The sequence below is a fragment of the Micrococcus sp. iso_229 genome, from assembly GCF_058072725.1.
The window spans coordinates 307,150-332,690 of record NZ_CM176514.1 but is presented as its reverse complement, the minus strand read 5'-3'; the positions used below and the strand labels follow the sequence as shown (position 1 = coordinate 332,690).

The 25,541-nt window shown below is 72.8% G+C and carries 18 protein-coding genes and 2 tRNA genes; 12 read left to right on the top strand and 8 right to left on the bottom strand.

Features of this window, described 5'->3' with window-relative positions; genetic code table 11:
• Positions 1–14: 14 nt before the first annotated feature.
• From AC3RKA_RS01545 to AC3RKA_RS01525, 5 genes are all read left to right on the top strand, one after another.
• Entirely contained in the window at positions 15–218 is a 204-nt protein-coding gene (locus AC3RKA_RS01545; protein WP_489727371.1) for a hypothetical protein, read from the top strand.
• Positions 215–451, top strand: coding sequence for a hypothetical protein (locus AC3RKA_RS01540; protein ID WP_489727370.1), 237 nt, complete (start codon positions 215–217; stop codon positions 449–451). Before AC3RKA_RS01545 ends, AC3RKA_RS01540 begins: the two co-directional genes overlap by 4 nt.
• A gap of 306 nt (positions 452–757) precedes the next feature.
• On the top strand, positions 758–1,945 hold the full coding sequence (locus AC3RKA_RS01535; protein WP_489727369.1) for a phage major capsid protein: 1,188 nt from the start codon (positions 758–760) through the stop codon (positions 1,943–1,945).
• A gap of 891 nt (positions 1,946–2,836) precedes the next feature.
• The gene (locus tag AC3RKA_RS01530; RefSeq protein ID WP_489727368.1) at positions 2,837–5,101 is read left to right on the top strand and encodes a bifunctional metallophosphatase/5'-nucleotidase; all 2,265 of its coding nucleotides are present in this window, start codon (positions 2,837–2,839) and stop codon (positions 5,099–5,101) included.
• A 27-nt stretch (positions 5,102–5,128) separates the two neighbouring features.
• Positions 5,129–7,906 carry an ExeM/NucH family extracellular endonuclease gene (locus AC3RKA_RS01525; RefSeq protein ID WP_186309393.1) on the top strand — a complete coding sequence of 926 codons (2,778 nt, stop codon included), beginning with the start codon at positions 5,129–5,131 and terminating at the stop codon, positions 7,904–7,906.
• Positions 7,907–7,989: 83 nt separating this feature from the next.
• Here AC3RKA_RS01525 and AC3RKA_RS01520 read toward each other — a convergent pair whose 3' ends face one another.
• Complete coding sequence (locus AC3RKA_RS01520) at positions 7,990–9,945, bottom strand: FAD/NAD(P)-binding protein (protein ID WP_489727367.1); 1,956 nt, start codon at positions 9,943–9,945, stop codon at positions 7,990–7,992.
• Between the two features lie 292 nt (positions 9,946–10,237).
• Here AC3RKA_RS01520 and AC3RKA_RS01515 point away from each other — a divergent pair, with 292 nt between their 5' ends.
• Together AC3RKA_RS01515 and AC3RKA_RS01510 are read left to right on the top strand one after the other, a co-directional pair.
• On the top strand, positions 10,238–11,116 hold the full coding sequence (locus AC3RKA_RS01515) for a PRC and DUF2382 domain-containing protein (RefSeq protein ID WP_489727366.1): 879 nt from the start codon (positions 10,238–10,240) through the stop codon (positions 11,114–11,116).
• Between the two features lie 196 nt (positions 11,117–11,312).
• Positions 11,313–11,404: transfer RNA gene (locus AC3RKA_RS01510), tRNA-Ser, on the top strand.
• Positions 11,405–11,481: 77 nt separating this feature from the next.
• On the opposite strand, the gene AC3RKA_RS01505 is transcribed toward AC3RKA_RS01510, so the two are convergent.
• Positions 11,482–12,333 carry a hypothetical protein gene (locus AC3RKA_RS01505; protein WP_489727365.1) on the bottom strand — a complete coding sequence of 284 codons (852 nt, stop codon included), beginning with the start codon at positions 12,331–12,333 and terminating at the stop codon, positions 11,482–11,484.
• A 196-nt stretch (positions 12,334–12,529) separates the two neighbouring features.
• Here AC3RKA_RS01505 and AC3RKA_RS01500 point away from each other — a divergent pair, with 196 nt between their 5' ends.
• Complete coding sequence (locus AC3RKA_RS01500) at positions 12,530–13,885, top strand: polysaccharide deacetylase family protein (protein WP_049160826.1); 1,356 nt, start codon at positions 12,530–12,532, stop codon at positions 13,883–13,885.
• A gap of 45 nt (positions 13,886–13,930) precedes the next feature.
• Here the strand turns inward: AC3RKA_RS01500 and AC3RKA_RS01495 are convergent, their stop codons facing one another.
• Positions 13,931–15,082 carry an MFS transporter gene (locus tag AC3RKA_RS01495; protein ID WP_489727597.1) on the bottom strand — a complete coding sequence of 384 codons (1,152 nt, stop codon included), beginning with the start codon at positions 15,080–15,082 and terminating at the stop codon, positions 13,931–13,933.
• A 141-nt stretch (positions 15,083–15,223) separates the two neighbouring features.
• On the opposite strand from AC3RKA_RS01495, the gene AC3RKA_RS01490 reads away from it, so the two are divergent.
• Positions 15,224–16,699 carry a phosphomannomutase/phosphoglucomutase gene (locus AC3RKA_RS01490; protein ID WP_489727364.1) on the top strand — a complete coding sequence of 492 codons (1,476 nt, stop codon included), beginning with the start codon at positions 15,224–15,226 and terminating at the stop codon, positions 16,697–16,699.
• Positions 16,700–16,709: 10 nt separating this feature from the next.
• On the opposite strand, the gene AC3RKA_RS01485 is transcribed toward AC3RKA_RS01490, so the two are convergent.
• Positions 16,710–18,905: a RecQ family ATP-dependent DNA helicase gene (locus AC3RKA_RS01485; RefSeq protein ID WP_489727363.1), complete on the bottom strand. Its 2,196-nt coding sequence runs from the start codon at positions 18,903–18,905 to the stop codon at positions 16,710–16,712.
• 71 nt (positions 18,906–18,976) lie between these two features.
• Here AC3RKA_RS01485 and AC3RKA_RS01480 point away from each other — a divergent pair, with 71 nt between their 5' ends.
• Entirely contained in the window at positions 18,977–19,435 is a 459-nt protein-coding gene (locus AC3RKA_RS01480; RefSeq protein WP_489727362.1) for an RrF2 family transcriptional regulator, read from the top strand.
• A 94-nt stretch (positions 19,436–19,529) separates the two neighbouring features.
• Complete coding sequence (locus tag AC3RKA_RS01475; RefSeq protein WP_489727361.1) at positions 19,530–20,720, top strand: globin domain-containing protein; 1,191 nt, start codon at positions 19,530–19,532, stop codon at positions 20,718–20,720.
• Positions 20,721–20,788: 68 nt separating this feature from the next.
• Here the strand turns inward: AC3RKA_RS01475 and AC3RKA_RS01470 are convergent, their stop codons facing one another.
• Positions 20,789–22,633, bottom strand: a complete 1,845-nt coding sequence (locus AC3RKA_RS01470; protein WP_206395876.1) for a phosphoenolpyruvate carboxykinase (GTP) — start codon at positions 22,631–22,633, stop codon at positions 20,789–20,791.
• A 244-nt stretch (positions 22,634–22,877) separates the two neighbouring features.
• Between AC3RKA_RS01470 and AC3RKA_RS01465 the strand changes: the two genes are divergently transcribed.
• Positions 22,878–22,951, top strand: a tRNA-Arg gene (locus AC3RKA_RS01465).
• Between the two features lie 89 nt (positions 22,952–23,040).
• On the opposite strand, the gene AC3RKA_RS01460 is transcribed toward AC3RKA_RS01465, so the two are convergent.
• The 3 genes from AC3RKA_RS01460 to upp form a co-directional block, all read right to left on the bottom strand.
• Positions 23,041–23,565: a SixA phosphatase family protein gene (locus AC3RKA_RS01460; protein ID WP_002854135.1), complete on the bottom strand. Its 525-nt coding sequence runs from the start codon at positions 23,563–23,565 to the stop codon at positions 23,041–23,043.
• A gap of 70 nt (positions 23,566–23,635) precedes the next feature.
• The gene (locus AC3RKA_RS01455) at positions 23,636–24,424 is read right to left on the bottom strand and encodes a winged helix-turn-helix domain-containing protein (protein ID WP_002854132.1); all 789 of its coding nucleotides are present in this window, start codon (positions 24,422–24,424) and stop codon (positions 23,636–23,638) included.
• A gap of 474 nt (positions 24,425–24,898) precedes the next feature.
• On the bottom strand, positions 24,899–25,534 hold the full coding sequence (gene upp, locus AC3RKA_RS01450; RefSeq protein ID WP_010079486.1) for a uracil phosphoribosyltransferase: 636 nt from the start codon (positions 25,532–25,534) through the stop codon (positions 24,899–24,901).
• Positions 25,535–25,541 lie beyond the last annotated feature (7 nt).

Genomic DNA, 25,541 nt, shown 5'->3' with positions numbered 1-25,541 from the left:
GAGAGGACCCCCCGATGATGACCGTCACCGTCGAACCCGCCCCCGACCCGGACCCCCACCGCAGCAGCAGCGGTGCACCGATCCCCACCGAACCCGGCACGACCCGGGCATGGCTCGCACACGAGGAGCTCCGAGCCCGGACCGCGTGGATGAACGTGCCGGCCGAGCAGCTCAACGGACAGACCCTCTCCGACCTCGCCAACGGAGGCCCCCGATGACCCGCATTGCAGACGACGAGCTCTCCGCCGTGGCCCTGTCCATCGTGGAGGCCGTCGCCACCCGCGACACCGACCTAGCCGCCCACGCCCTCGCCCGGATGGACGCCGACGAGCTGCGCCGCCTCGTGCCCCGCCTCGCCTCCCTCGTGGACCTCCGGGCGCGTGTGGGCGACGAGGACATGAACACCGCCGAGTGGGCGCGCTGGCTGCGCGAGCAGGGGATCACGTTGTGACCCAACACCCCCGGGGGGTATTCTGGCCGTAGGAGCGCACGAGACGACCTCCAGTCGAGCGGGGCCGAGGACCGGACACGGCAAGGCACCGCCACCGCTGGAACGTAAGTGCAGCCCCAGGACACGCGCCGCCGATCCGTGCGGACGCATCCGACTGGCCAGCCCCTCCGGGTGGTCCACGTGATGACGTGGCCCCCGTCGCAGCCGGGCCCGTCAGGGACACCCTCACTCACCGCGCCCCGCGCCGGCCTCTCTCATGGCCGCCGCACACCCGCGGGCGCATCCCTGATCCTGGAGGACCAGACCATGACCACCCAGAGCCCCTACAGCCTCGAGCGCCGCGCCGCGCTGCTCAAGGAGGCCGAGAGCATCGTGACCCGCGTCAAGGCCACCGGACAGCACGCTGTCTCCGGCGCCGATCAGGCGCGCGTCACCGACCTGCTCGCCGAGGTCGACAAGATCGACGAGCACCGCAAGAAGGCCGCCGACGCCGACGCGCTCATGGCCCGCCTGTGCTCGCACACGGCCCCGGACGGCGCCGGCTTCGACTCGCCCGACATGCCCGGTGTGAAGGAAGGCCTGGCCCGCGCCGTGGCCTCCAAGTCCACGTTCGGCTACAACCTGCCCATCAAGAGCGGCCGCGACCTCGCCCTGAAGTCGTTCAGCACCACCACGAGCGCGGACGGGTCCAGCGTCGCCCGCATCGGTGACGCCGCCCAGGCCGGCGGGGCCGGCGGCGTCTCCCTCGCCCCGGACGCGGCCACGTCCACGCCCCTGCGCGACCTGTTCCCCGTCACGACCACCGCCAACGGCGTGGAGCGGTACTACAAGTTCAGCGTGGGCCGCGGCGCGGACGTCGTGGCTGAGGGCGGTATCAAGCCCGAGCTGGACACCTCCGTGACCCCGGTGACGGAGGCGCTGCAGAAGATCGCCGTTCGGTTCCAGTTCACCGACGAGCTCGCCCAGGACGCCGCGTTCCTCGTGAACTACCTGCAGCAGCTCGCCGCCCGCGCCGTCCTGGCCCGGGAGAACAAGCTCATCCTGGACCTGCTCGACGCCCAGACGGACGCGCTCACCTCCACCGGTACCGAGGACAAGGCCGTGGACGTCCTGGCCGGCGCGATCGCCGCGGCCCAGGCCACGAACGGGCTGAACCCCGGGACCATCGTGGCCAACCCGGTGGACGTCGCCAAGATCCGCATGGTCAAGGCCGCCGGCTCCGGTGAGTACGCCATCGACCCGATGGCCGCCGCGGCCCCGACGATCCACGGCGTGCCCCTCGCCTCGACCGCCGCGGCCACCCCGGGCACGATCTACCTGCTCTCCCCGGGCTTCGGGCACTTCTACCAGCACGCCACCGGGCTGCGCGTGGAGGTCGGCGCCACCGGCGACGACTTCATCACCAACCAGATGACCTGCCGCGTCGAGGAGCGCGTGCTCCCCGTCGTGCTGCAGCCGACCCTGATCACCCGCGTGAAGCTCACCACGGCGTGATCCCCAGCCACCGGCCGCCGCCCCCCTTCAGGTTCACCGGCGGCCGGTAGGCGTCAACGTCACCCGCGGGGCCGCCCTTGAACTCGGCCCCGCGGGAACGATGGGAGCGAGGCGTCCGACCTCTTTCGCGTCACAGACCTCCCAGCGCCGACACCACGGCCCCGGCACCCCACGGTGCCGGGGCCGACGTGCGCTCCCAGGGGGAGGGGCGTCTCAGTCTTCGCGAACGGCGGCCGCCCTGACTGCCGCCCGGTAGTCATCTCTCTCCCCACGCCCCGGGGCCGTAACGTTTCGCGTTACGCCACCCCCAGGGACGTAACGCATCACGCGACCTCTCCCCCGGCCCGCCGGCCCTCTCCCCGCGCCGCTCTCCAAGGGCGTCAGCACTGCTGACACCCTCCCCGCGCTACTCCCGCAGGGCGTCGGCACTGCCGACCCCCTTCCCTGCCGCCCTCGAGGGGGCGTCCAGTAGACACCCCCCCCGAACACGACGCCCCGGCCGCGCTCGCGGCCGGGTCCCCGCTCAACCGGCCACCCTGTGGCCAGGCGTGGCCACGTGTGGCCAATCTGTGGCCACACGCACGAGCACGAGGCACCACGGAACGGCACGCACGAGCACGGGAACCGCGGAATCATGCCAAATCGTGGACGCCGTGACACGCCAGAATCCGCATGAATACGTGCCCGGCGGAACTTGAAAACCGGTGCGCGGTGACCCCGTGCCGAGGGTTCGAATCCCTCACCATCCGCGTGCACACGACGAGAGGCGGCGGGCCGGACGGCCCGCCGCCTCTCGTTCACCTGGGGGCCACCTGGATGTGGTGGACTCGGCGCGTCACCCCGCCGTCCACCGGCGGCGCACCTCTGTCATCACGCATCCCGGGGAGAGCCATGCCCAGCCTGTTCCGCCGTCGTGCCGTCACCACGGCCGCCTGCACCGTCCTCGTCCTCGCGCCCGCGAGCGCGGCGCCCGCCCTGGCCGTCGAGACGGCCGCCGCGGACGAGACCACCATCTCGATCCTGTCCTTCAACGACTTCCACGGCGCGCTGTCCGCGGACTACATCGGCACGCAGTTCGCGGACACCGTGGAGGACTACCGCACCGCGTTCGAGGCCGAGCACGGCGCCGGCTCCACGCTGCTGACCAGCGCCGGCGACCTGATCGGCGGCTCGAAGTCCGTGTCCAACGTGCAGCAGGACAACCCGACGATCGACGTGATGAACGCGCTCGGCCTGGCCTCGCTGACCGCCGGCAACCACGAGTTCGACAAGGGCCTGGACGACCTGCAGGGCCGCGTGGAGTCCCGGGCCCAGTTCCCGGTGCTCTCCGCCAACCTGGTGGACCCGACGAGCAAGGAGCCCGTCCTCACCTCGCACACCGTCTCCGACGTCGACGGCGTGCGCGTCGCCGTCATCGGCGCCTCCCCCAACGAGCTGTACGCGACCACCACCGGCGCGGGCCTGAAGGGCAACGAGGTCCTCGACGAGGTCGCCGCCGTGAACGCGGTCGCGGACGAGCTGGAGGCCCAGGACGCCGCCGACGTGATCGTGGCCTCGTACCACGACGGCGCCGCCGGAGCGGGCGAGCTGACCGCCGAGCGGGCGGCCCGGGCCGAGTTCGACCGCATCGTCGGCGAGACCTCCTCCGCCGTGGACGTCATCTTCAACGCCCACACCCACCAGCTCTACCAGTACGACACCGCGGCCGGCGGCGCCCACCGCCCCGTGATCCAGGCGGGTGCCTCCGGCAGCCACCTGGCCGCCGTCGAGCTGACCGTGGGCGCCGACGGCGAGGTCACCGGGCTCACCCCGCGCCTGCTGGCCCGGTCTACGCAGGCCCCCGCCGAGGCCGCCGCGGAATCCCCCGTCACCGCCCAGGTGTACGCGATCGAGCAGGAGGCCGTCGCGGTCTTCGAGGACCTGCAGGGCGAGGTCGTGGCCGACCTGTCCGCCTCCATCACCACCGACTACCAGAAGCTGATCGACGCCGGCGGGTCCTGGAAGGCCGGCGGCACGCGCGCCGCCGAGACCACCCTGGGCACCTGGGTGGGCGACGCCGTCAAGCACGCCGCCGAGCAGGCGAACCCCGAGGTGGACCTCGGCGTGACCAACCCCGGCGGCCTGCGCTCCGAGCTGCTGACGGACCGCTTCACCGACGGCGGCGCGTTCCCGGCCAAGCCGGCCGACCTCGTCGGTCGCCTCACCCTGGGCGAGCTGCTCGACATGGCGCCGTTCGGCAACACCATCACCTACTTCGACATCCCGGGCTCCTCCATCAAGCTGGCCCTCGAGGAGAACTGGCGGAACGACGTGCGCAAGTTCACCCTCGGCTGGTCCGAGGAGCTGACCTGGACCTACGACGAGTCCCGCCCGCAGGGGGACAAGGTGACCGGCGTGTGGATCGACGGCGAGCCGCTCCAGGCGGACCGCATGTACACGGTGGCCAGCCAGTCGTTCCTGGCCGACGACACCTGGACGACGCTCGGGGACCCGACCAAGGCCCCCGACGGCTACACCGCCTTCGCGACCGGCCGCCAGAACTTCGTGAACATGGGCCTGTTGGACTCCCAGGCGATCACGGACTACGCCCGCGCCCAGGACGCGGCCCACGGCGCCGTCGCCCCGGACTTCGGCAAGAACGGCGTGCCGGTCACCGACGCCCCCGCCTCGGTCGAGGCCGGGCAGGCCGTCGGCCTGACCCTCGGGGACCTCGTGGTGGACTCCGACGGCGCCCCCGCGGCGACCGCGGTCGACGTCGCCTTCCGCACGGCCGACGGCACCGAGACCGGCCTGGGCACCGTGGCCGTCCCCGCGGGCTCCGAGGCCGTCACGCTCTCCGGGATCACCGCCCCCGCCGCCGCGGGCACGGGCGAGCTCGTGATGACCGTGCGCTACGCCGACGGCATCACGACCGTGGTGCGCCATGCCCTCGAGGTCACCGCGGCCCCGACCCCCACCGAGCCGGAGCAGCCCGCACCGACCCACCCGGGCAAGGGTCATGGCAAGGGCCATGACAAGGGCGCCGACCACCCGGGCAAGGGCCGCGTGAAGGGCGAGGACCACCCGGGCAAGGGCCGCGGCGTGCAGCGCGGCGCCCCCACGCACCCCGTCTTCTCCGCCCATGCCTGGCTGACCGCCGCGGGCCTGCCGCGCTGACCCATCGAGAACGAGACCGAGGACGACATGACCCCCCTGCCCCGCTTCGCCGCGCGCACCGCGGTGACCACCGCCGCCCTGGCCCTGCTCGCCCCCGCTGTGGCCCTGCCCTCCCAGGCCAGCCCGGCCGGCGACTCCCTCGTCATCAACGAGGCGTACACCAACGGCGGCTCCGCGAACGCCGTGTACACCCACAAGTTCGTGGAGCTCTACAACCCCACCGACCAGCCGATCAGCCTCGACGGCTGGTCCCTGCAGTACCGCTCCGCCGCCGGCACGGCCGCGACCCAGGGCACGGTCGCACTGTCCGGCACGGTGCCCGCGAAGGGCCACTTCCTGGTCTCCGGCGGCTCCAACGGCACCGCGGGCGCCGCCCTGCCGCAGGCGGACCTCGTGGCCGGCGGGGCGTTCAACCCCGCGGGCACCAAGGGCACGATCGTGCTCGCGCGCCAGGCCGGCACCGTGACGGACCTGCCGGTCGGCTCCGTGGTGACCGGCCAGGTGCCGGGCGTCGCGGACGTGCTCGGCTACGGAGCCACGAACACCTTCGAAACGGCGGCCGCCGGCGCCCCCTCGGCCAACTCGGACCCGAAGTCCCTCACCCGCACGAACGGCGTGGACACGGACGACAACAGCGCCGACTTCACCGTCACCGACCAGGTCACCCCGACCAACGCCGCCGCCACCGGCGGCGAGCCGACCCCGGAGCCCGAGCCGCAGCCGACCCCGGCCGAGCGGATCACCATCGCCCAGCTCCAGGGCACCGGCACGGCTACCCCGTACGCCGGGCGCCAGGTGACCACCACCGGCGTCGTCACCGCCGTGTACTCCACGGGCGGCTACGACGGCTACTACATCCAGACCGCCGGCACCGGCGGCGACACCCCCGACGCCACCCCGGGCGCCTCCGACGGCGTGTTCGTGTACTCGCCGGACACGGTCGGCTCCGTGACGCTCGGCGACCACGTCCAGGTCACGGGCGAAGCGGCCGAGCACTACGGCCTCACGCAGATCAAGGTCGCCGCCGGCGGCGTGCTGCCGGTCGCCGAGCCCGGCGCCGTGGCCCCCACGCCGGTGGAGTTCCCGCTGGAGGAGGCCGACCGTGAGGCGCTCGAGGGCATGGTCCTCGCCCCGCAGGGCGACTGGACGGTCACGGACAACTACTCCCTCAACCAGTACGGCTCCCTCGGCATCGTCCCCGGCACCACGCCGCTGGACAACCCGACGTCCGTGGCGCTGCCCGGCGCCGAGGCGCAGGCCGTCGCGGCCGCCAACGCGCAGCAGCTGATCGTCCTCGACGACGGGGCCACCACGAACTTCATGCGCTCGCCGGGCAACCAGAACCCGCTGCCGTACCTGGACGCGGACCAGCCGGTGCGCGTGGGCGCGGGCCTGGAGTTCACCACCGGAGTCATCCTCGACTGGCGCTTCGACGCGTGGTCCTTCCAGCCGCTGGGCCACCTCACCGACGCCACGGCGGCCGCCGTCCAGCCTGTGACGATCGAGGACACCCGCCCGGCCGAGGCCGCCCCCGAGGCGGTCGGCGGCAACGTCACCGTCGGCAGCTTCAACGTGCTCAACTACTTCACGACCCTGGGCCAGGACGTGGCCGGCTGCAGCGCCTACCGCGACCGCGCCGGCACCCCCGTCACCACGAACGGCTGCCTGCCGCGCGGCGCCTACACCCCCGAGGCGTTCGCCCGTCAGCAGGAGAAGATCGCGGCCGCGATCAACGGTCTCGACACGTCGGTGGTCGCGCTCGAGGAGATCGAGAACTCCGAGAAGTTCGGCCTCGACCGGGACCACGCGCTGGCCCACCTCGTGGAGGCCCTCAACGCGCAGGCCGGCGAGCAGCGCTGGGCCTTCGTCGCCTCCCCGGCCGAGCGCCCCGCGCTCGCGGACGAGGACGTCATCCGCTCCGCGTTCATCTACCAGCCGGCCGAGGTCACCCCGGTGGGCGAGTCGGTGATCCTGGACGACCAGACGAACTTCGACAACGCACGCGAGCCGATGGCGCAGCTGTTCCGCGCCGCCGACGGCACGTCCGAGGGGGCGGCCGGCACCGAGTTCGTGGCGATCACCAACCACTTCAAGTCCAAGGGCGGCTCCGGTGCGACCGGGGGCAACGTGGACTCCGGCGACGGCCAGGGCGCGTACAACGCGGACCGCGTGGGCCAGGCCGAGGCCCTCGTGGCCTTCGCCGAGCGCATGAAGGCCGAGACCGGCACCGACCGCGTCCTGCTGATGGGCGACTTCAACGCCTACGAGAAGGAGGACCCGATCCGCGTGCTCGAGGCGGCCGGGTACGTCTCCCAGGGTGCGCTCACGGGCGAGTACTCCTACGCGTTCGGCGGCGCCGTCGGCAGCCTGGACGGGATCTACGCCTCGCCGTCCGCGGCCGCGGCGATCACCGGCCAGGACATCTGGATGATCAACGCGAACGAATCCGTGGCCCTGGAGTACTCGCGCCACAACTACGTGGCCGAGGACCTGTACTCCGCGGACCAGTGGCGGTCCTCGGACCACAACCCGATCCTGGTGGGCCTCCAGCTCGACGTGCCCGTGACCGAGCCGACCCCGGAGCCGGAGCCGGAACCCACCCCGGGTGAGACCTGCGACGGCGTGACCGATCCGCGCGGCGTGCCCGGCAAGCCCGCGAACTCCGTGCGCGAGTGGCTGCGCTGCATCGGCGCGACCCCGGGCCACGGCGGTGACCATCCGGGCAAGGGCCACGGCCCGGAGCACCCCGGCAAGGGCCACGGCCCGGAGCACCCCGGCAAGGGCCGCGGGCCGGCCCGTCCCTGACGGGGCGCGGGGCGCCGCACCCGGCATGACGACGGCGGGGCCGTCCGGGATCCACCCGGGCGGCCCCGCCGTCGTCGTGGGGTTCAGCCGGCGAGCACGGCCGCCGCGGCGGCGTCGGCGTCGGCGAGGAAGAGGGCACGTCCGGCCGGATCGGCCCCGGCCTCGGCCGCGATCGCGGTGCCCCACTGCACGCCCGAGAGCTGCAGGCCCAGCACGAACACGTCCGCGTGGACCGTGCCGTCCGAGGCCCGCAGCCGGTACGGGCGGGCCGTGACGTCGAAGCCGGTGGCGGGCACCCGCACGCCCTCCTCGTCCTCCCACGTCCCGGCGGCGGCGACACCGTCCGCCAGCATCTGACGGACCAGCGGGGAGGCGGCGGCCTGCACGCGGTTGGGCGGCATCATGGCCTCCACCAGCCAGACCCCCTCGACGACGGCGGGCTCCAGCGAGTCCTGCGCTCCCACCTGGGGGCTGCGGGCGGTGAAGCCGTGGCCCTCGGCCTCGACCACGGGCGCGGGGCCGGCCCAGGTGAGCAGGCCGGCCCGGTGCACCGCGAGCATCTGCTCGACGCGCCACAGGGGCGGGCCGGAGGCGAGGCCCTCGACCAGCGGCTCGAACCAGCCCTGGACGTCCCGGATGCGGGAGGCCTCGGCGATCCGGCCCTCGGCGATCCACGCCTTGATCCGCAGCCGGCCGGCATGGAGCGCGCCGACGGCCATCATGAACGGGGACTCCTCCCCGAGGGCGGCCTCCACGCAGGCCTGCTCCATGAGGTCCGCGACGGCCCGCTGATAGTCCTCATGGGAGGCGAACACGGCGTCCTCGAACGGGGACCCATAGGCCAGGATGTCCAGGAAGCGGCGGCCGGGGGCGTACCGCTGGAGGAGCTCCTCGGCGTGCGCGGAGGTCACGGGGGCGCCGCGGCCGGCCTCCTCGAGCTGGCCGACGAGCTCCCCGAGGAACCGGCGCGCCTCGACGGGGCCGCCGAGGATCTCGGGCTGGGCCCGGACGAGCGTGGCGTAGTAGTGCCGGACCACGTCGCGGTGCAGCAGCGGCCAGAGGTGCTCGGCGAGGTCCAGGGCCCCGTGCCGGGCGGCGAGGGCGTCCACGGCGGCGTCGGAGAGGTAGCTGAGGGTGACGCCCCGGGGCACGAAGGCGTCCACCTCGGCCTTGGGCAGGTAGGGGATGCCGCGGCGGGACATCAGGTGCAGGCGCGGCTCGTCCCCCGACGGCTCGTACCGCAGGGCCCGGCCGGGTCCGTCGCCGGTGCGGCGGTACACCCCGCCCCGGCCCTGGGTGAGCTGGGCCAGCAGGTCGAACGCGTTCAGGCCCATGCCCCGCACGAGGACGTCCGCCCCGGCCTCCACGGTCTCCCAGTCCACGTCCGAGGGGATCTGCGGGCCCTGGTAGTGCAGCTCGTCCCGGCCCCGCGCGGCGGCGGCCATCCGGTTCTGGCCGGGGCTGAGCTCCGCAGGCTGATGGCCAAGGCAGAGCACGACGGCGTCCGCGTCGAGCACGGAGACCGCGCCGTCGGGGTCGCGCAGCTCCAGGCGGGCGCCGCCGTCGGGCCGGGGATGCAGGGCGGTGGCCTCCGCGCGGTGCTCGACGACCTCGGCGACCTCGGGACGGGCGCGCAGCCCGGCGACGACGTCCTTGTACAGATGCCGGAGGTAGCGCCCGTAGACCGCACGGGCCGGGTACTGGTGGCGGCGCACGCCGAGGCTGGCCTCCGGGTGCACCCGTCGCCACTGGTCGAAGGTCTGGGCGGCGGTGGAGGGGCGCAGACCGGGGTTGTCGGCGGCACACGCGGTCGGGAAGAACGCGGGGGTGTTCATGAGGTACAGCTCGGACTGGTCCGTGCGCCACACCCGCCCTGGCCCGGGCGGATAGGGGTCCACGACGTCGATGCGCATCCGCCGAGGGTGTGCGTCCGGGGCCGCGCCCTCGAGTCGGGCGAGGATCCGCTCCAGCAGCATGACGCCGCGGGGGCCCGCTCCCACCACTGCGAGGCGGCGATCGGCCACCAGGGGCTCGGACATGGGGCCTCCACTCTCCTCGGGATCGTTATTCACGCCTGCGGCGCGCGTATTCCACACAATATCGGTGGCCGTCAAGGGTCGCGGACCGCTTGCGCCACACTCCCACCGATCCCCCAGGATCTACAGCAGGGCCGGACGGAGAATCCGCGGAATCATGCGGATCGCACCGAGATTCTGAGAGAAGTCTGGGAATTGGGAATCTGGGGGGCCGACGGTTGACGCCACTCGGGCCCATGGGGAATTGTGAATGAGCGTAAGGCAACAAAACACCAATTCAGAAGGAGAATTCCTCATGGACCGCAACGCTCTCGACCAGCTGCAGAACTCCACCGTCTTCGCCACCGACGGCGACAAGATCGGCTCCGTCGGTCAGGTCTACCTCGACGACGTCACCAACGAGCCCACCTTCGTCACGGTGAAGACCGGCCTGTTCGGTGCCCGCGAGACCTTCGTCCCGCTGCAGCAGGCCCAGACCACCGCCGACGGCATCACGGTGCCCTTCGAGAAGTCCTTCGTGAAGGACGCCCCGAACGTGGACGCGGACGGCTCGCTGACCCCCGAGGAGGAGCAGCGCATCTACGAGTACTACTCCATGGAGTACTCCGCTGCGGACCACGACGGCGACGTGCGTCGTGACGACGTGCGCACCGACGCCGGCACCGCTGGCGTGGCCGGCACTGCGGGCGTGGCCGGCGTGGCCGACCGCCGCGACGAGGCCGTCGTGGACGGCGACCGCCGCGACGTGGCCGACCGTGACCGTCGCGACGTGACCGACGCCGACTCCGTCGTCGTCAAGGACGAGCACCTGAACGTCGGCACCGAGCGCCGCGCCTCCGGCCGCGTCCGTCTGCGCAAGCAGGCCTACACCACCACCGAGACCGTCGAGGTGCCCGTCACCCGCGAGGAGGTCGTGGTGGAGCGCGAGTCCGTCGACCCGAACTCCGCCGAGGCCCGCACCGCCGGCCGCGACGGCGACGTCGAGGTGACCACCTACGAGGAGACCCCGGTCGTCAACAAGACCGTGGACGCCGAGAAGGTCTCCCTGGGCAAGCGCCAGGTGCAGGACACCGAGACGGTGACCGAGGAGGTCCGCCACGAGGACGTCAAGGTCGACGGCGACGCCACCGATCGCGACCTCGACGGCCGCAACGACCGCAAGGATCGCATCTGATCTGAACGGACGCGTTGGCCTCAGGCCGGACGGCTGACAGATCACGCGGGGCCCCGGATCCATGGATCCGGGGCCCCGCTCGTGCGCGGTGGTGGTCCGCCCGTGAGCACGTCGCTCCTTTGCCCTGCCCTGGCCTGGCGCGCTAAGCTGGACCGGTCTGACCGCGCGTCGCCCCGTGCGAGGCGCGCCGGACGGAGGAGACGTGCCAGAGCGGCCGAATGGACTTCACTGCTAATGAAGGGCTCGGCGAAAGTCGGGCCGGGGGTTCAAATCCCCCCGTCTCCGCCAGAGAGGGCCGGAATCCACGCGATTCCGGCCCTCTTCGCGTCTGCACGCGGCGACCTGACATGGCGACCGGCTGGTGACTAGCCCTCCCCGCGACGCTCGCGCATGCGGCGCAGCAGCTCGTACGCCTCCGGGACGGAGAGCTCCGAGTGGCTGGACAGCTGGACGGCGGCGGACTCGAGGTTGCCGTCCCGCACCATGGCGGAGAGCTGGTCGCGCAGCCACGGCGGCAGGTCCTGCGAGGAGAGGCGGACGGAGTCCGTCCCCCGCATCACCTCGACCTCGAAGGGGAACTCCTCCTCGGCAGGGGAGGCGGTCCACTCGGCCGGGACGGTCAGGGTGGTCAGCTCGTCGGCGGGCGGCGCCGTCGGACGCGGCGCTGCTGAGTCGTGGTCGGCGTCCTGCCGGGCGTCGTCCTTGGCCACGGCGCCAGAGGTCTCGCCCTCGGTCGTCTGGGCGTCCGGCTCCCTCCGCCCACTCGGATCCTGTCCGGGCCGCTCCGGCCCGGGGGTCTCGGCCGGGGCCGCGTCGTCCCGGTGGGGCTCCCCATGGTCGGCGGGAACGGGCCCCGCGACTCCGGCGGACGTGGCGTCCGGTTCCTGCACCGGCTCGGAGTAGACCTGCGGATGCACGGCGAGGGACTGCACGTCCATGACGGCGTCCTTCAGGCCGCGTCCCGTGTGGGCGCGGTAGTCGCGCACGGCCTCCATCACGCGGCTCTGGGCGATGTGCCCGTACACGCGCCGATGGGCGTCCTCGTCCAGCAGCCCCGCCGCCAGACGCGCCCGCTCCGGTCCGATGTCCAGCCCGCGACCGGACGGCGTGCGCGGGTCCCCCGCCTGACGCGCTCGACCGGCCGACATCCACCGGGCGGCGGCGAACGCGAGGGCACCGATGACGACCACCGCGAGGACAGGGACGAGATATTCCATGCCTCCATTCTAGGTGTGGCCCGCGAGGGCCATGCCGGCGACCGCGGCGCCACATCACAACCTGGTCACAGTTCTGCCAGGGCTCCAGGGCCACCGGGGGGCCTCCCCTACGGTGGAACGTGGAGTCCTCCGTGTCTGGTCACGGCGGCCATGGAGGAGACACTCCGCCCGCCACTCGACCGAGCCAGGAGACCGCATGTCCTTCCCCCGCCCGTCCGCCCGCACCGTCGACACCCCCTCGCCCCGGCGACGCCGCTGGTGGGGGACGTCGGTGGCGCTCGCCCTCGTGCTGGCCGGCTGTGCCGCCCCGCAGGGGGACGAGGGGACGGCGGCCGGGTCCTCCGGCGCCACGGACGCTGCCGTCTCGTCGCCCGCATCTGCGGACGGATCCGAGGCCGCGTCGTCGCAGGGACGGTCCTCGGATGCGGCCTCCTCGCAGGCTGCGGCGTCGTCCGGCGAGGGCTCGCCGTCGGCCGCCGCCGACCCCGCGGTCCCCCTGGCCGCCCGCTCCCATGAGGGCGTGCCGATGCGGGCCTTCACGGCGGAGGAGCGCCCGCCGCAGTTCGTCCTCTTCTCCTTCGACGGCGGCCGTCAGGACGCGCGCTGGAAGACCTTCCTGGACGCGGCGGCGGACTCCGACGCGAAGTTCACGGTGTTCCAGTCCGCGATCAACCTGATCGAGACCGCCAACCGGGAGAACTACACGGCACCCGGCAACACGCCCGGCTACGTGGGCACGGAGTTCGGCGGTGACGAGGCCGAGGTGGCGCAGCGCATCGAGAACATCAACACGGCCCACGCCGCCGGCCACGAGATCGGCACCCACTACGCGGGCCACCTGTGCGCCCTTGCGACGTACGGCGGCGACAAGTGGTCGACGGCCGAATGGGAGCAGGAGTACGGCTCGTTCGCGGACATCCTCTCCGACCCCGCCGCCTACAACCCGGGCAGCTCCCTGCCGGCGCTGGAGGTCACCCCCGAGGACGTCAAGGGCGGACGTCTGCCCTGCCTCGACGGGGAGTGGGACCAGCTCGTCCCGATGTGGAAGGACAACGGACTCGAGTACGACACGTCGCGTGCCGCGGCCGCTTCCGGCGTCGCCTGGCCCTACCAGGAGGACGGGATCTGGGAGTTCGAGATGCCGATGACCTGGTCCCCCGTGCTCGCCGAGAAGGGCGCGGCCAGCCCGTTCGTGATGGCGATGGACTACAACTTCTGGATCTCCGGCAACGGCGGCAAGGACATCCCGGAGGACGTCGCCCGACTCACCGACTTCCAGTACCGCACCTACCGCTACATGTACGACTCGGCGTTCGCGGGCAACCGTGCCCCGCTGGTCTTCGGCAACCACTTCAACGACTGGGGTCTCAACGCGTTCAACCCGGCGGTGGAGAAGGTCATGCGGGAGGTCTGCGTCGAGGAGGACACCTACTGCGTGACCTACCAGCAGATGATCGCGTGGCTCGAGCTGCAGGACCCGGAGGTCCTCGCCGCCTGGCGCGACCAGGCCCGGTCCGCCACCGGCACGGATGCCGAGGCCCTCGGCTGGTGACCGGCGGGTCGGCGCGCTGACACCCGCCCCGACGACGGCCCCGGCTCAGCGCGCCGGGGCCGTCCCGCGCCCGCGCAGCACGACGACGGCGCTCGCCAGGGCGGTCAGCACCAGGGCCAGGACCATCAACACCGTCCCCGGCCACCCGTGGGACTCGTGGAACACGCCGCCCAGCCAGCCGAAGAGGCTCGAGCCGGCGTAGTACGCGAAGTTGTACAGGGAGGTCGACTGGGCGCGGCCCGTGGGGGCGGCCGTCCCGGACCACGCGGAGGCCACGGCGTGGGCGGCGAAGAACGCGCCCGTCACGAGCACGAGGGCAGGCACCAGCACCGCCGGATGCGGGACCGACGTGAGGGCGACGCCCGCGGCCATGGCCGCCGTCGCGCCGGCCAGGACGGGCAGCCGGCCCACCCGCGCGGCCAGCCGGCCCGCGCGCGGCGACGACCACGTGCCCGCGAGATAGGCGAGGAAGACGAGGCCGGCCGCCGTCGGCGTCCAGGAGAACGGCGGGTCGAGCAGGCGGTACCCCACGAAGTTGTACAGCGCCACGAACCCGCCCATCAGCAGCGCCCCCTGCAGGTAGACGGCGACGAGCTCCGGCGAGCGCAGGTGGCCGCGCACGATGCGCACGAGCGTCGCCGGGGACGTGGGCGACGGCGTGAAACGCCGGGCGCGCGGCGTGATCGCCAGGAAGCCGACCGTGCACAGCAGCCCGACCACGGTGACGGCCAGCATCCCGCCGCGCCACGAGGACGCCTCCGCGACGGGCAGAGCCAGGAGCCGGCCGGAGAGCCCGCCGAGGGTGGTGCCGGCGATGTAGGTGCCGGCGGCCGCCGCGACCGCGTGCGGGGCCACCTCCTCCGCCAGCAGTGCCACGGCGAGTCCCGCGACGCCCCCGTGCGCCATGCCCTCGAGCAGGCGCAGGCCGAGCATGGCCTCGAACGTGGGCGCGAGGACGCCCGCGAGCGCGCACGCGCTGGCGGAGACCATCGAGACCACCATGGCGCGTCGGCGGCCCCACCGGTCCCCGGCCACGGACCACGGCACCACCGACAGGGCGAGGCCGAGCGTGCTGGCGGAGACGAGCAGGGCGGCGCGGTCCGCGGGGACGCCCAGGTCGTCGCTGACCAGCGGCAGCAGACCCTGCGGGGAGTAGAGCTGGGCGAACGTGGCCACCCCGGCCAGGAACAGCCCGATCAGCAGCCTGCGGTACGCGGGCTCCCCGGGGGCGGCCGGCGCGGGTCCCGACGGTGGAACGGCCGGGGGCCCCGCGGGCGGGGGCGAAGTGGTCGGGGGCACGCCATCACTGTATCCAGGCTGTCCACTACGATCGGTCGAGTGACTACCTCGACCCCCTCCCTCGACCTGCACGATTCCTTCAAGGCGTACGACGTCCGCGGCATCGTGGGCGAGTCCATCACGGCGGAGAGCGTCCGCGCGGTGGGCGCGGCCTTCGTGGACGTGCTGGGCCTGGCCGGTCAGACCGTGCTGGTCGGCGGGGACATGCGCCCCTCCTCGCCCGCGTTCATGACGGCCTTCGCCGAGGGCGCCACGCGCCGCGGCGCCGACGTCGTCACCCTGGGGCTGATCTCCACGGACATGCTCTACTACGCGGCGGGCGTGAAGCAGGCCGCGGGCGTGGTGTTCACCGCCTCGCACAACCCGGCCGAGTACAACGGCATGAAGATGGCCCAGGCCGGCGCCGTGCCGGTCTCCTCGGACACCGGGCTGTTCGAGATCCGCGACGCGGCCCAGGCCTACCTCGACGCCGGTGAGATCCCCGCCGCCGAGACGGTCGGCACCGTGACGGAGGAGGACATCCTCCCCGGCTACGCCGCGTACCTGCGCTCGCTCGTGGACCTGACGGGGGTGCGCCGCCTGAAGGTCGTGGTGGACGCGGGCAACGGCATGGCGGGCAAGACCACCCCGGCCGTCCTCGGCGACGCCGAGCTGGCCGCCCTGCCGCTGGAGATCGAGCCGCTCTACTTCGAGCTGGACGGCACCTTCCCGAACCACCCGGCCAACCCGCTGGAGCAGGAGAACCTCCGGGACCTGCAGGCCGCCGTCGTGGAGCACGGCGCGGACATCGGCCTGGCCTTCGACGGCGACGCCGACCGCTGCTTCGTGATCGACGAGCAGGGCGCCCCGGTCTCCCCCTCCGCGATCACCGCCCTGGTGGCCCGCCGCGAGATCGCCCGCGCGAAGGCCGACGGCGAGCAGACCCCCGTGGTCATCCACAACCTGATCACCTCCCGCGCCGTCCCCGAGCTCGTGGCGGCCGACGGGGGCCGGGCCGTGGAGACCCGCGTGGGCCACTCCTTCATCAAGGCGGTCATGGCCGCCGAGTCCGCCGTGTTCGGCGGCGAACACTCCGCGCACTACTACTTCCGCGACTTCTTCAACGCGGACACCGGCATGCTGGCGGCCATGCACGTGCTGGCGGCCCTGGGCGGCCAGGAGCAGCCGCTGTCCGAGCTGGCCGAGGAGTACGAGCCGTACGTGGCCTCCGGAGAGATCAACTCGCAGGTCGAGGACAAGGACGCCGCCGTGGCCGCGGTGGTGGCGCAGTTCGCCCCCGCCGTGGGCGAGGGCGTCGGCGAGGGCCAGGCCGTGCACGAGGACTTCGCCGGGGTGGCCACCACGGTGACCCGCATGGACGGCACCACGGTCGCCGCCCAGGACGGCACGTGGTGGTTCAACCTGCGCCCGTCCAACACGGAGCCGTTCCTGCGCTACAACGGCGAGGCCCGCACGGCCGGCACCATGGAGGCGCTCCGCGACGCCGTGCTGGCGATCGTCCGCGCCCAGCGCTGACCGCGGCGGCTCATCCGGCCTGGGCGAGGGCGAGCGGCAGCACCCCCTGCGCGCCGGCCTCGCGCAGCACCCGCGCGGCCTCGGCGAGCGACCACCGCGAGTCGACGAGGTCGTCGACGAGCAGCACGGGGCCGTGCCGGCCGGCGTCCGGGGCGGTGCGCAGCATCTGCGCCATCGCCTCGGGGACGGCGAACCGGCCGTACACGCACCCGAGCCGGTAGGCGCTGTTGCCGCCCGGCCCGGCCGTGGGGCCGCCGCGCGCGTGCTCGAGCGAACCGAGGAACGGCAGCCGGCCGATCCGGGCGATCCCCTCGGCGAACGACCCCACCAGCTGCGGGCGGGTGCGCGAGGGCATCGCGACGACGGCGATCGGCCGCGTCCGCCACCCCCAGCCGGCCAGGACGTCGACGGCGCCCCGCAGGACCTCCTCCGGCACCGGGGCGTCCTCCCGGTCCAGCAGGTCCCGCAGGACGGTGCCCCACCCGAGGTCCGTCAGGCGGGCGAGCGCGCGGCCCTCCTCGGCCTGCGACTCGGACGCGATGCGCCCCTTGACGGGCACGCCCAGCCGGTCCATGCCCGAGGGCCACATGCGACGGGGCTCGATCGGCACACCGGTGCGGCGCAGGGCGGCCTCCGCGCGCTCACGCGCCGCCCCGTCCGATCCCGTCGGGTACCAGGGGCCGGCGCAGACGTCGCAGCGGCCGCACGGCGCGGCGGTGGGGTCGTCCAGGGTGCGGGCCAGGAACTCCATGCGGCACCGGTCCGTGGTCTGGTAGTCGAGCATGAGCCGCTCCTCGGCCCGGCGGGCCTCGGCCACGCGGGCGTACCGCTCGGCGTCGTACGTCCACTCCCGCCCGGTGGCGCGCCAGCCGCCGCCCACCCGCTCGACCGCCCCGTCCACGGCGAGGACCTTGAGCAGCAGCTCCAGGGAGGTGCGCTTGATCCGCACGGCCGGCTCGAGCGCCGCCACGGAGAGGGCCCCGCCGTGGTCCGCGAGCGCCCCCAGCACGGCGCGCGCCGGCTCCTCGTCCGGCATGGAGGCGGTGGCGAAGTACTCCCAGATGCGACGGTCCTCGGGCCCGGGCAGCAGGAGCACGTCCGCGTGGTCCGTCCCGCGGCCGGCGCGGCCGACCTGCTGGTAGTACGCCACGGGGGAGCCCGGCGCACCGAGGTGCACCACGAACGTCAGATCCGGCTTGTCGAAGCCCATGCCGAGCGCCGAGGTGGCCACGACGGCCTTCACCCGGTTGGCCTTGAGGTCCTCCTCGATCTCGGCGCGACGCTCCGGGTCCGTGCGGCCCGTGTAGGCGACCACCTCGTGCCCCGCCTCGCGCAGGGCGCGCGCCGTGTCCTCGGCGGCGGAGACGGTGAGGGCGTAGACGATCCCGGAGCCCGGCAGGTCCCCGAGGTGGTCGAGGAGCCAGGCCAGGCGCGCGGCCGGGCTGGGCATGCGCAGCACGCCCAGGCGCAGCGAGGCGCGGGCCAGGGGGCCGCGGAGCACGAACACGTCCTGCTCGGAGGCGACGCCGAGCTGCTCCACCACGTCCGCCACCACACGGGCGTTGGCCGTGGCGGTGGTGGCCAGCACGGGCACCGCGCGCGGCCCCTCGGCGGGCAGCAGCCCGATCAGGTCCCGGATGCGGCGGTAGTCCGGCCGGAAGTCGTGCCCCCAGTCGGAGATGCAGTGGGCCTCGTCCACCACGAGCAGGCCCATGCGCGCCACGAGGTCCGGCAGCTGCTCGTCCCGGAACCGGGGGTTCGTGAGTCGCTCGGGCGAGATCAGGAGCACGTCCACCTCGTCCGCTGCGAGCCGTGCCCGGACCTCGTCCCACTCCGTGGCGTTCGCCGAGCTCACGGACACCGCCCGCACGCCCGCCCGGGCGGCGGCTGCGACCTGGTCCCGCATGAGCGCGAGCAGCGGGGAGACGATCAGCGTGGGCCCCGCGCCGCGGGCGCGCAGCAGGAGGGAGGCCACGAAGTACACGGCGGACTTGCCCCAGCCGGTGCGCTGCACCACCAGGGCCCGGCGGCGGTGGGCCACGAGCGCCTCGATCGCCTCGAACTGCCCGTCCTTGAACCGCGCGTCCGGCCGGTCCACGAGCCGACGCAGCACAGCCAGGGCCTCCTCGTGCAGCGCGGCGTCCCCGCCCGGCGTGGAGGTCTCGGGGAGGCGGGGGCCGGCGTCGGGGTGCGAGGTGGCGTCCATGGCGTCAGTATGCCAACCGGCCCGGACACCGCAGGCGCGGAGGCGCCGTGCACCGGTGGGATGATGGCGGGATGAAGCTGAGCGCCTACACCGACGTCTGCCTGCGTGTGCTGATGACGCTCGCGGCCGCCGAGGGGGAACGGCTCACCAGCCAGCAGATCGCGGACCGGATCCAGGTGCCCTGCAACCACGTGATCAAGGCGGTCGCCGAGCTGCGTCGCCGCGGGACCATCGAGGTGCTGCGCGGTCGGCACGGCGGGGCCATGATCGCCGCGGCCGGTCTGGACCAGCGTGTGGGCGAGCTCGTGCGCTCGCTGAGCAGCCGCGACGAGGTGATCGACTGCGCCGGGCGCGACTCCGGGGTGGCGTGCCCCTACGCCGGCGACTGCCGCCTGCGCGGCGCCCTGCACGGCGCACGCGAGGCCTTCCTCGCCGAGCTCGACACCGTGCGGATCCGGGATCTGGTGAGCGCCGGGCCTGTCGGCGGGCCCGTGCTGCTGGGCCTGCCGGAGATCCCCGTGGCGCACTGAGGGAACGGCCCGGGGGCGAGTTCCCGACGGCGACGGCCGGGTGTAATCTGGCAAAGTCAGCGCAAGATTCGCCACCGAGGAGACGGAGACTCCCGTGCTGTCCGAGAAGTCCCACCCCGTCATCGAGGCCACCGCCGCCGTCGTCGCCGAGCACATGCCGGAGATCACGCCCCTGTTCTACGCCCACATGTTCGAGGCCCACCCCGAGCTCCTCGACGGCGTCTTCTCCCGCGCCAACCAGCGCAACGGCGAGCAGGCCCAGGCCCTCGCCGGATCCATCGTGAAGTTCGCGGTGCACCTGCTCGAGAACCCGGGCACCCTGCCCGAGGCCGTCCTGTTCCGCATCGCCCACAAGCACACCGCCCTCGGCATCGTGGAGGAGCAGTACCCGCTCGTCTACGAGAACCTCTTCTGGGCCATCGGCGAGGTCCTCGGCGACGCCGTCACCCCCGAGGTGGCCGACGCCTGGACCGAGGTCTACTGGCTCATGGCCGACGCCCTCGTCAAGATCGAGAAGGGCCTCTACGCCCAGCAGGCCAACGACAGGATGTGGACGGACTGGAAGGTCGTCGCGAAGGAGCCCACCGGCAACGCGGCCGTCACCTTCCGCTTCGAGCCGGCCGACGACACCCCGCAGAGCCCCGGCAGGGCCGGCGGCTACGTGTCCGTGCGCCTGAAGGTCGAGGACGGTCTGCGCCAGTGCCGCCAGTACTCCCTCTCCGAGAAGGCCGGGTCCGCCGACGAGCGTGTCATCACCGTGAAGCTGGACGAGGGCGGCGAGGTCTCGCCCATGCTCATCCAGAACGTGGAGGTCGGCGACGTCATCGAGCTGTCCAACCCCTACGGCGACATCACCCTCGCGGACGAGGGCTCCACCGCTCCCCTGGTCCTGGCGACCGCCGGCATCGGCATCACCCCGGCCGCCGCGATCCTGGACGCCCTCGCCCAGCAGGGCTCGGACCGCCAGGTCCTCCTCTTCCACGGCGACGCGTCCTGGGAGGCCGTGGCCCTGCGGGAACAGGTGACGGAGTCCCTGGCGGCGCTGCCGCACGGCGACGCCCGCCTCTTCCTCGGGGTGCGGCCCGAACACGACCCCGACGGCGTCACGACCGTCGAGGGTGTGATGCACTTCGACGACGTCGAACTGCCCCGCGACGGGCACTACATCCTGTGCGGCCCGCTCGCGTTCATGCAGTCCACCCGCTCGAAGCTGATCGACGCCGGCGTGCCCGCGACGTCCATCCGCTACGAGATCTTCGGCCCGGACCTCTGGCTCGCCGCCTGATCCGGCCCTGGAACGCGGAACGGCCCGCACCCCTCACGGGGTGCGGGCCGTTCCGCGTGCGGCGGGGCTCAGGCCTGGGCGAACCGGGCCTTCTGCGCCTCGAAGCGGTCGCGGATGGCCTGGGGCAGGGACTCGCCGAACCGGCCGAGCCACTGCTCGATCTGCTCGTTCTCCTCGGCCCACTCCGCGGCGTCGACCTTGAGGGCGTCCTCGAGGTCCTCGGCCGACACCTCGATGCCGGACAGGTCGAGCGAGCCCGCGGCCGGCACGAGGCCGATCGGGGTCTCCTCGGCCTCGGCCTTGCCCTCGAGGCGCTCCACGATCCACTTCAGGACGCGGGAGTTCTCGCCGAAGCCGGGCCAGGCGAAGCCGCCGTCGCGGTTGCGGCGGAACCAGTTGACCAGGTAGATGCGCGGCAGCTTCTCCGGGTCGGCCTTGCCGGACTCCCTGACCCAGTGGGCCAGGTAGTCGCCGGCGTCGTAGCCGAGGAACGGCAGCATGGCCATCGGGTCGCGGCGCACGACGCCCACGGCGCCGGCGGCGGCCGCGGTGGTCTCCGAGGAGAGGGTGGCGCCCTTGAGGATGCCGTCCTCCCAGTCGAAGGCCTCGGTCACCAGCGGCACGGTGGTCTTGCGGCGGCCGCCGAACAGGATGGCGTCCAGCCTCACGCCCCGCGGGTCGCGGTACTCGTCGGCCAGCATGTCCGTCTGCTCGATGGGCGTGCAGAACCGGGAGTTCGGGTGGGCGGCCGGGGTGCCGGACTCGGGCGTCCAGTCGTTGCCGCGCCAGTCGGTGAGGTGCTCGGGGACCTCGTCCGTCATGCCCTCCCACCACACGCCGCCGTCGTCGGTGAGGGCGACGTTGGTGAAGATGGAGTTGCCCTTGGAGATCGCGCGCATGGCGTTCGGGTTGGTGGACCACCCGGTGCCGGGGGCGACGCCGAAGTAGCCGGTCTCCGGGTTGATCACGCGGAACTCGCCGTCCTTGCCAGCGCGGATCCAGGTGATGTCGTCGCCCAGGGTCTCGGCCTTCCAGCCCTCGATCGTGGGGTCGATGAGGGCGAGGTTGGTCTTCCCGCAGGCCGACGGGAAGGCGCCGGTGATGTGGTAGGACCGGCCCTCGGGGTTGGTCAGCTTGAGGATCAGCATGTGCTCGGCGAGCCAGGCCTCGTCCCGGGCCATCACGGAGGCGATGCGCAGCGCGTAGCACTTCTTGCCGAGCAGGGCGTTACCGCCGTAGCCGGAGCCGAAGGACCAGATGGAGCGCTCCTCGGGGAAGTGCACGATCCACTTGGTCTCGTTGCACGGCCACGGCACGTCCTCCTGGCCCGGCTCCAGCGGGGCGCCCACGGAGTGCACGGCCGGCACGTAGAAGGCCTGCTCGCGGGACATCTTGTCCAGCACGTCCTGGCCGATGCGGGCCATGATGCGCATCGACAGGACCACGTAGGCGGAGTCGGTGATCTCCACGCCGTACTTCGGGTCCTCGGCGTCGAGGTGGCCCATCACGAACGGGATCACGTACATGGTGCGGCCGCGCATGGCGCCGGTGAACGCGTCGTCGAGGATGCCGTGCATCTTCGCCGGGTCCATCCAGTTGTTGGTGAAGCCGGCGTCCTCCTCCTTCTCGGAGCAGATGAAGGTGCGGTCCTCCACGCGGGCGACGTCGGCGGGATCGGAGAACGCGGCGAAGGAGTGGGGGAACTTGTCCTCGGCCAGGCGGGTCAGGGTGCCCGCCGCCACGAGCTCGTCCGCGAGGCGGTCGCGCTCCTCCTCGGAGCCGTCGACCCACTGGACGGAGTCCGGCTGCGTCAGCTCTGCGATCTGGGCGACCCACTCGCGCAGCTGGGCGTAGTCCGTGGGCGCGTCCGCCAGGGCGCGATCCGCGAACGAGGTGGTGGCGTTGTCAGCCATGGTCGAGAGTCCTCCCATTGGGGTCCGGGGCCGTTCCGTCCCGTCCACTCCGATGCGTGCACCGCCGAAGCGCGCACCACATCGTTGTGGCCGCACGGTCCTGCCATGGTACCCGAGCGCGGCTATCATGACCGCGCCTCCGCCACACCCCCGCCGCAGACCACCGCAGACCGCCAATTTGCACTTCGTCAGCGAGGTCCTGTAGTGTTCTACGAGTTCGAGCCGCTCCGGCGGATCGGATGATGCGCCCATAGCTCAGCTGGATAGAGCGTCTGTCTACGGAACAGAAGGTCAGGGGTTCGAATCCCTTTGGGCGCACGATCGGAAGGTCCCGCTCCTGCAGGAGCGGGGCCTTCGTCATGTCGGCGCGCTCCTCCGCCACGCGCCCACGCGCGCCGCCGCGGAGGTCAGCGCCCCGGCACCACGAAGTGCGTCAGGGCGGCGTCGCGGCCGTCGAGCTCGGCCCACGGCTTCTCCACCCGGAACACCTGCATCCCGAGCGTCGGGTAGTGCTCGCTCATGCGCAGCGCCGCGTCCTGGTCCGAGTCCAGGCTCATCAGCCGCATGCCCAGCTCCTGCACCCACGGCATGTGGCCCACCACCAGCAGCCGTCGCGTGGTCTCCTCCGTCTCGTTGACGACGGCCAGGGCCCGCGCCGCGTCGGCGCCGTACAGCCGCGGGTCCAGGTAGGGCGTGGGTGCCAGCTCGCCCAGGCGCTCGCACACCCACACGCACGTCTGACGGGTGCGCAGCGCATCGGAGCACACGACGGCGTCCGGGACGAGGTCGTGCTCGCGGAGCCAGTCACCGGCGGCGGGCGCCTGGGCGTGGCCCCGCTCGGCGAGCGGGCGGGCGTGGTCGTCGGCCGCGTCGGGCCAGCCGGCCTTGGCGTGCCGGAGGACGATCAGGGTCTTCGCGTCGGCGGTGCTCATGCGGCCAGGCTACGGCGACGGCCCCCGCTCGGGTGAGCGGGGGCCGTCGTCGGACACGGGCGGGCGCGGGTCAGATGCTGTACTCCGGCGCCGCCCACACGACCACCTCGGGGTGGCGGTAGAAGCGGTAGCCCTGGCCGCGCACGGTGCGCACGGTGTTCGCGAGACGCCCGAGCTTGGCGCGCAGTCGGCGGATGTGCACGTCGATGGTGCGCTCGTTGGGTACCTCGTCGGCGTTGCGCCACAGGGCGTCGAGCAACTCCTCGCGGCCGACGGTGCGCTCGCCGTTCTCCACGAGGTAGTTCAGGAGCTCGAACTCCTTGAAGGTGAGGTTCAGCGACTCGCCGTCCAGCTGCACCTCGCGCCGGGAGAGGTCGATCAGCACACCGGGCTGGCGCGTGGACACGGGGGCCGGCGCCTGTGCCAGGTCGGGACGGGTGCTGCCCTGCACGGTCGGATCGCCGAGCACCTGGCGCACGACCTCGAGGTCGCGGCCCTCCGCGCCGGCGGGGGCCAGGGCGACGGCGGCGTGCGACTCCGCGCCGGGGACGAGGGACTCCACGTAGTGGCGCAGCTCGTTGGCCAGCCGCGTGAGGGAGGTGCCGGCGGCCGAGGCGGCCAGCTCGTCCATGCCCACGTAGATGACGAACCCACGCGCCTCGTTCTCCCGGGCCACCGCCTGGGGGCCCGGAATGCCGTTCGGCGCCAGGACCGGCGTCGGCGCCGTCTGGGAGTCGGGGGCGTCGGTGCCACCGGCCAGGCGCAGGCCTGCACGGGCCTGGCCTCGGCGGGACATGCCGTCGGCCCGGCGCTGCGCATTGCGGACGGAGATGTGCACGTATCCGGCGGACTGACCCATGGCCACCACTCCTCTTTCGGCTCATGGCCCCTCCACCGCTCGGTCGGTGCGGCGGACGAGGCGTCACATGACAAGAATGTGACGTCACCGAGGAGACTGGCAAGTAACGTTCGCGGTTTTGTCTCACTATTTGAGAGAACGAGTCCTGAATGTGCTCAACATCACTATTCGCGGATCGGAATAGCGTTGCGCGGCCGCTCGGCTCGCCCGCATAACTCTTTCATTGTTCGACAGGGCAGGGTGTGCCACAGGATGAGTGAGTATGCGGAATATTTATGCAGGCGACTTCCAGGTTTGCCATGTGACGCCGTGATGACGGGTCACAGCGGGCCTCGACGTCCACTAGATGGACGACACATTCGCGGCTCCGCTTGACGTCCCCGCCGGAGACGCTCCCACGAGACGGCCACGGCCCCCGCCGGGTGGGGGCGGGGGCCGTGGCCGTCTCGTGGCGGACGCGGAGGTCCGTTCAGGTCATTCCGCCAGACCGTAGAGGCGGTCGCCGGCGTCGCCGAGGCCGGGGACGATGTAGGACCGCTCGTCCAGGCGCTCGTCGACGGCGGCCAGGTACAGGTCCACCTCGACGTCGCCCAGCGACGCCTCCAACCGCTCGATGCCCTCGGGCGCTCCGAGCAGGCAGAGGCACGTGACCCGCGCCGCGCCGCGCTGGTAGAGGAAGCGGATGGCCTCGATCAGCGTGCCGCCCGTGGCCAGCATGGGGTCCAGGACGAACACGTGACGCCCGGACAGGTCGGCCGGCAGCCGCTCCGCGTAGGTGACGATGTCCAGCGTCTCCTCATTGCGGGCCATGCCGAGGAACCCGACCTCGGCGGACGGCGCCATCTTGGTCATCCCCTCCAGCATCCCGAGCCCCGCGCGCAGGATCGGCACGACCAACGGACGCGGGCGGGCCAGCCGGAAGCCGGTGGTCTCGGTCACCGGGGTCTCGATCCGCACCTCCTCCATGGCCACGTCGCGCGTCGCCTCATAGGCGAGCAGCATCACGAGCTCCTCCGTGAGCTGCCGGAAGATCATGGACGGGGTCTTCTTGTCCCGCAGGACGCTGAGCTTGTGGGCCACGAGCGGGTGGTCGACGATGTGGACGCGCATGGCGCCC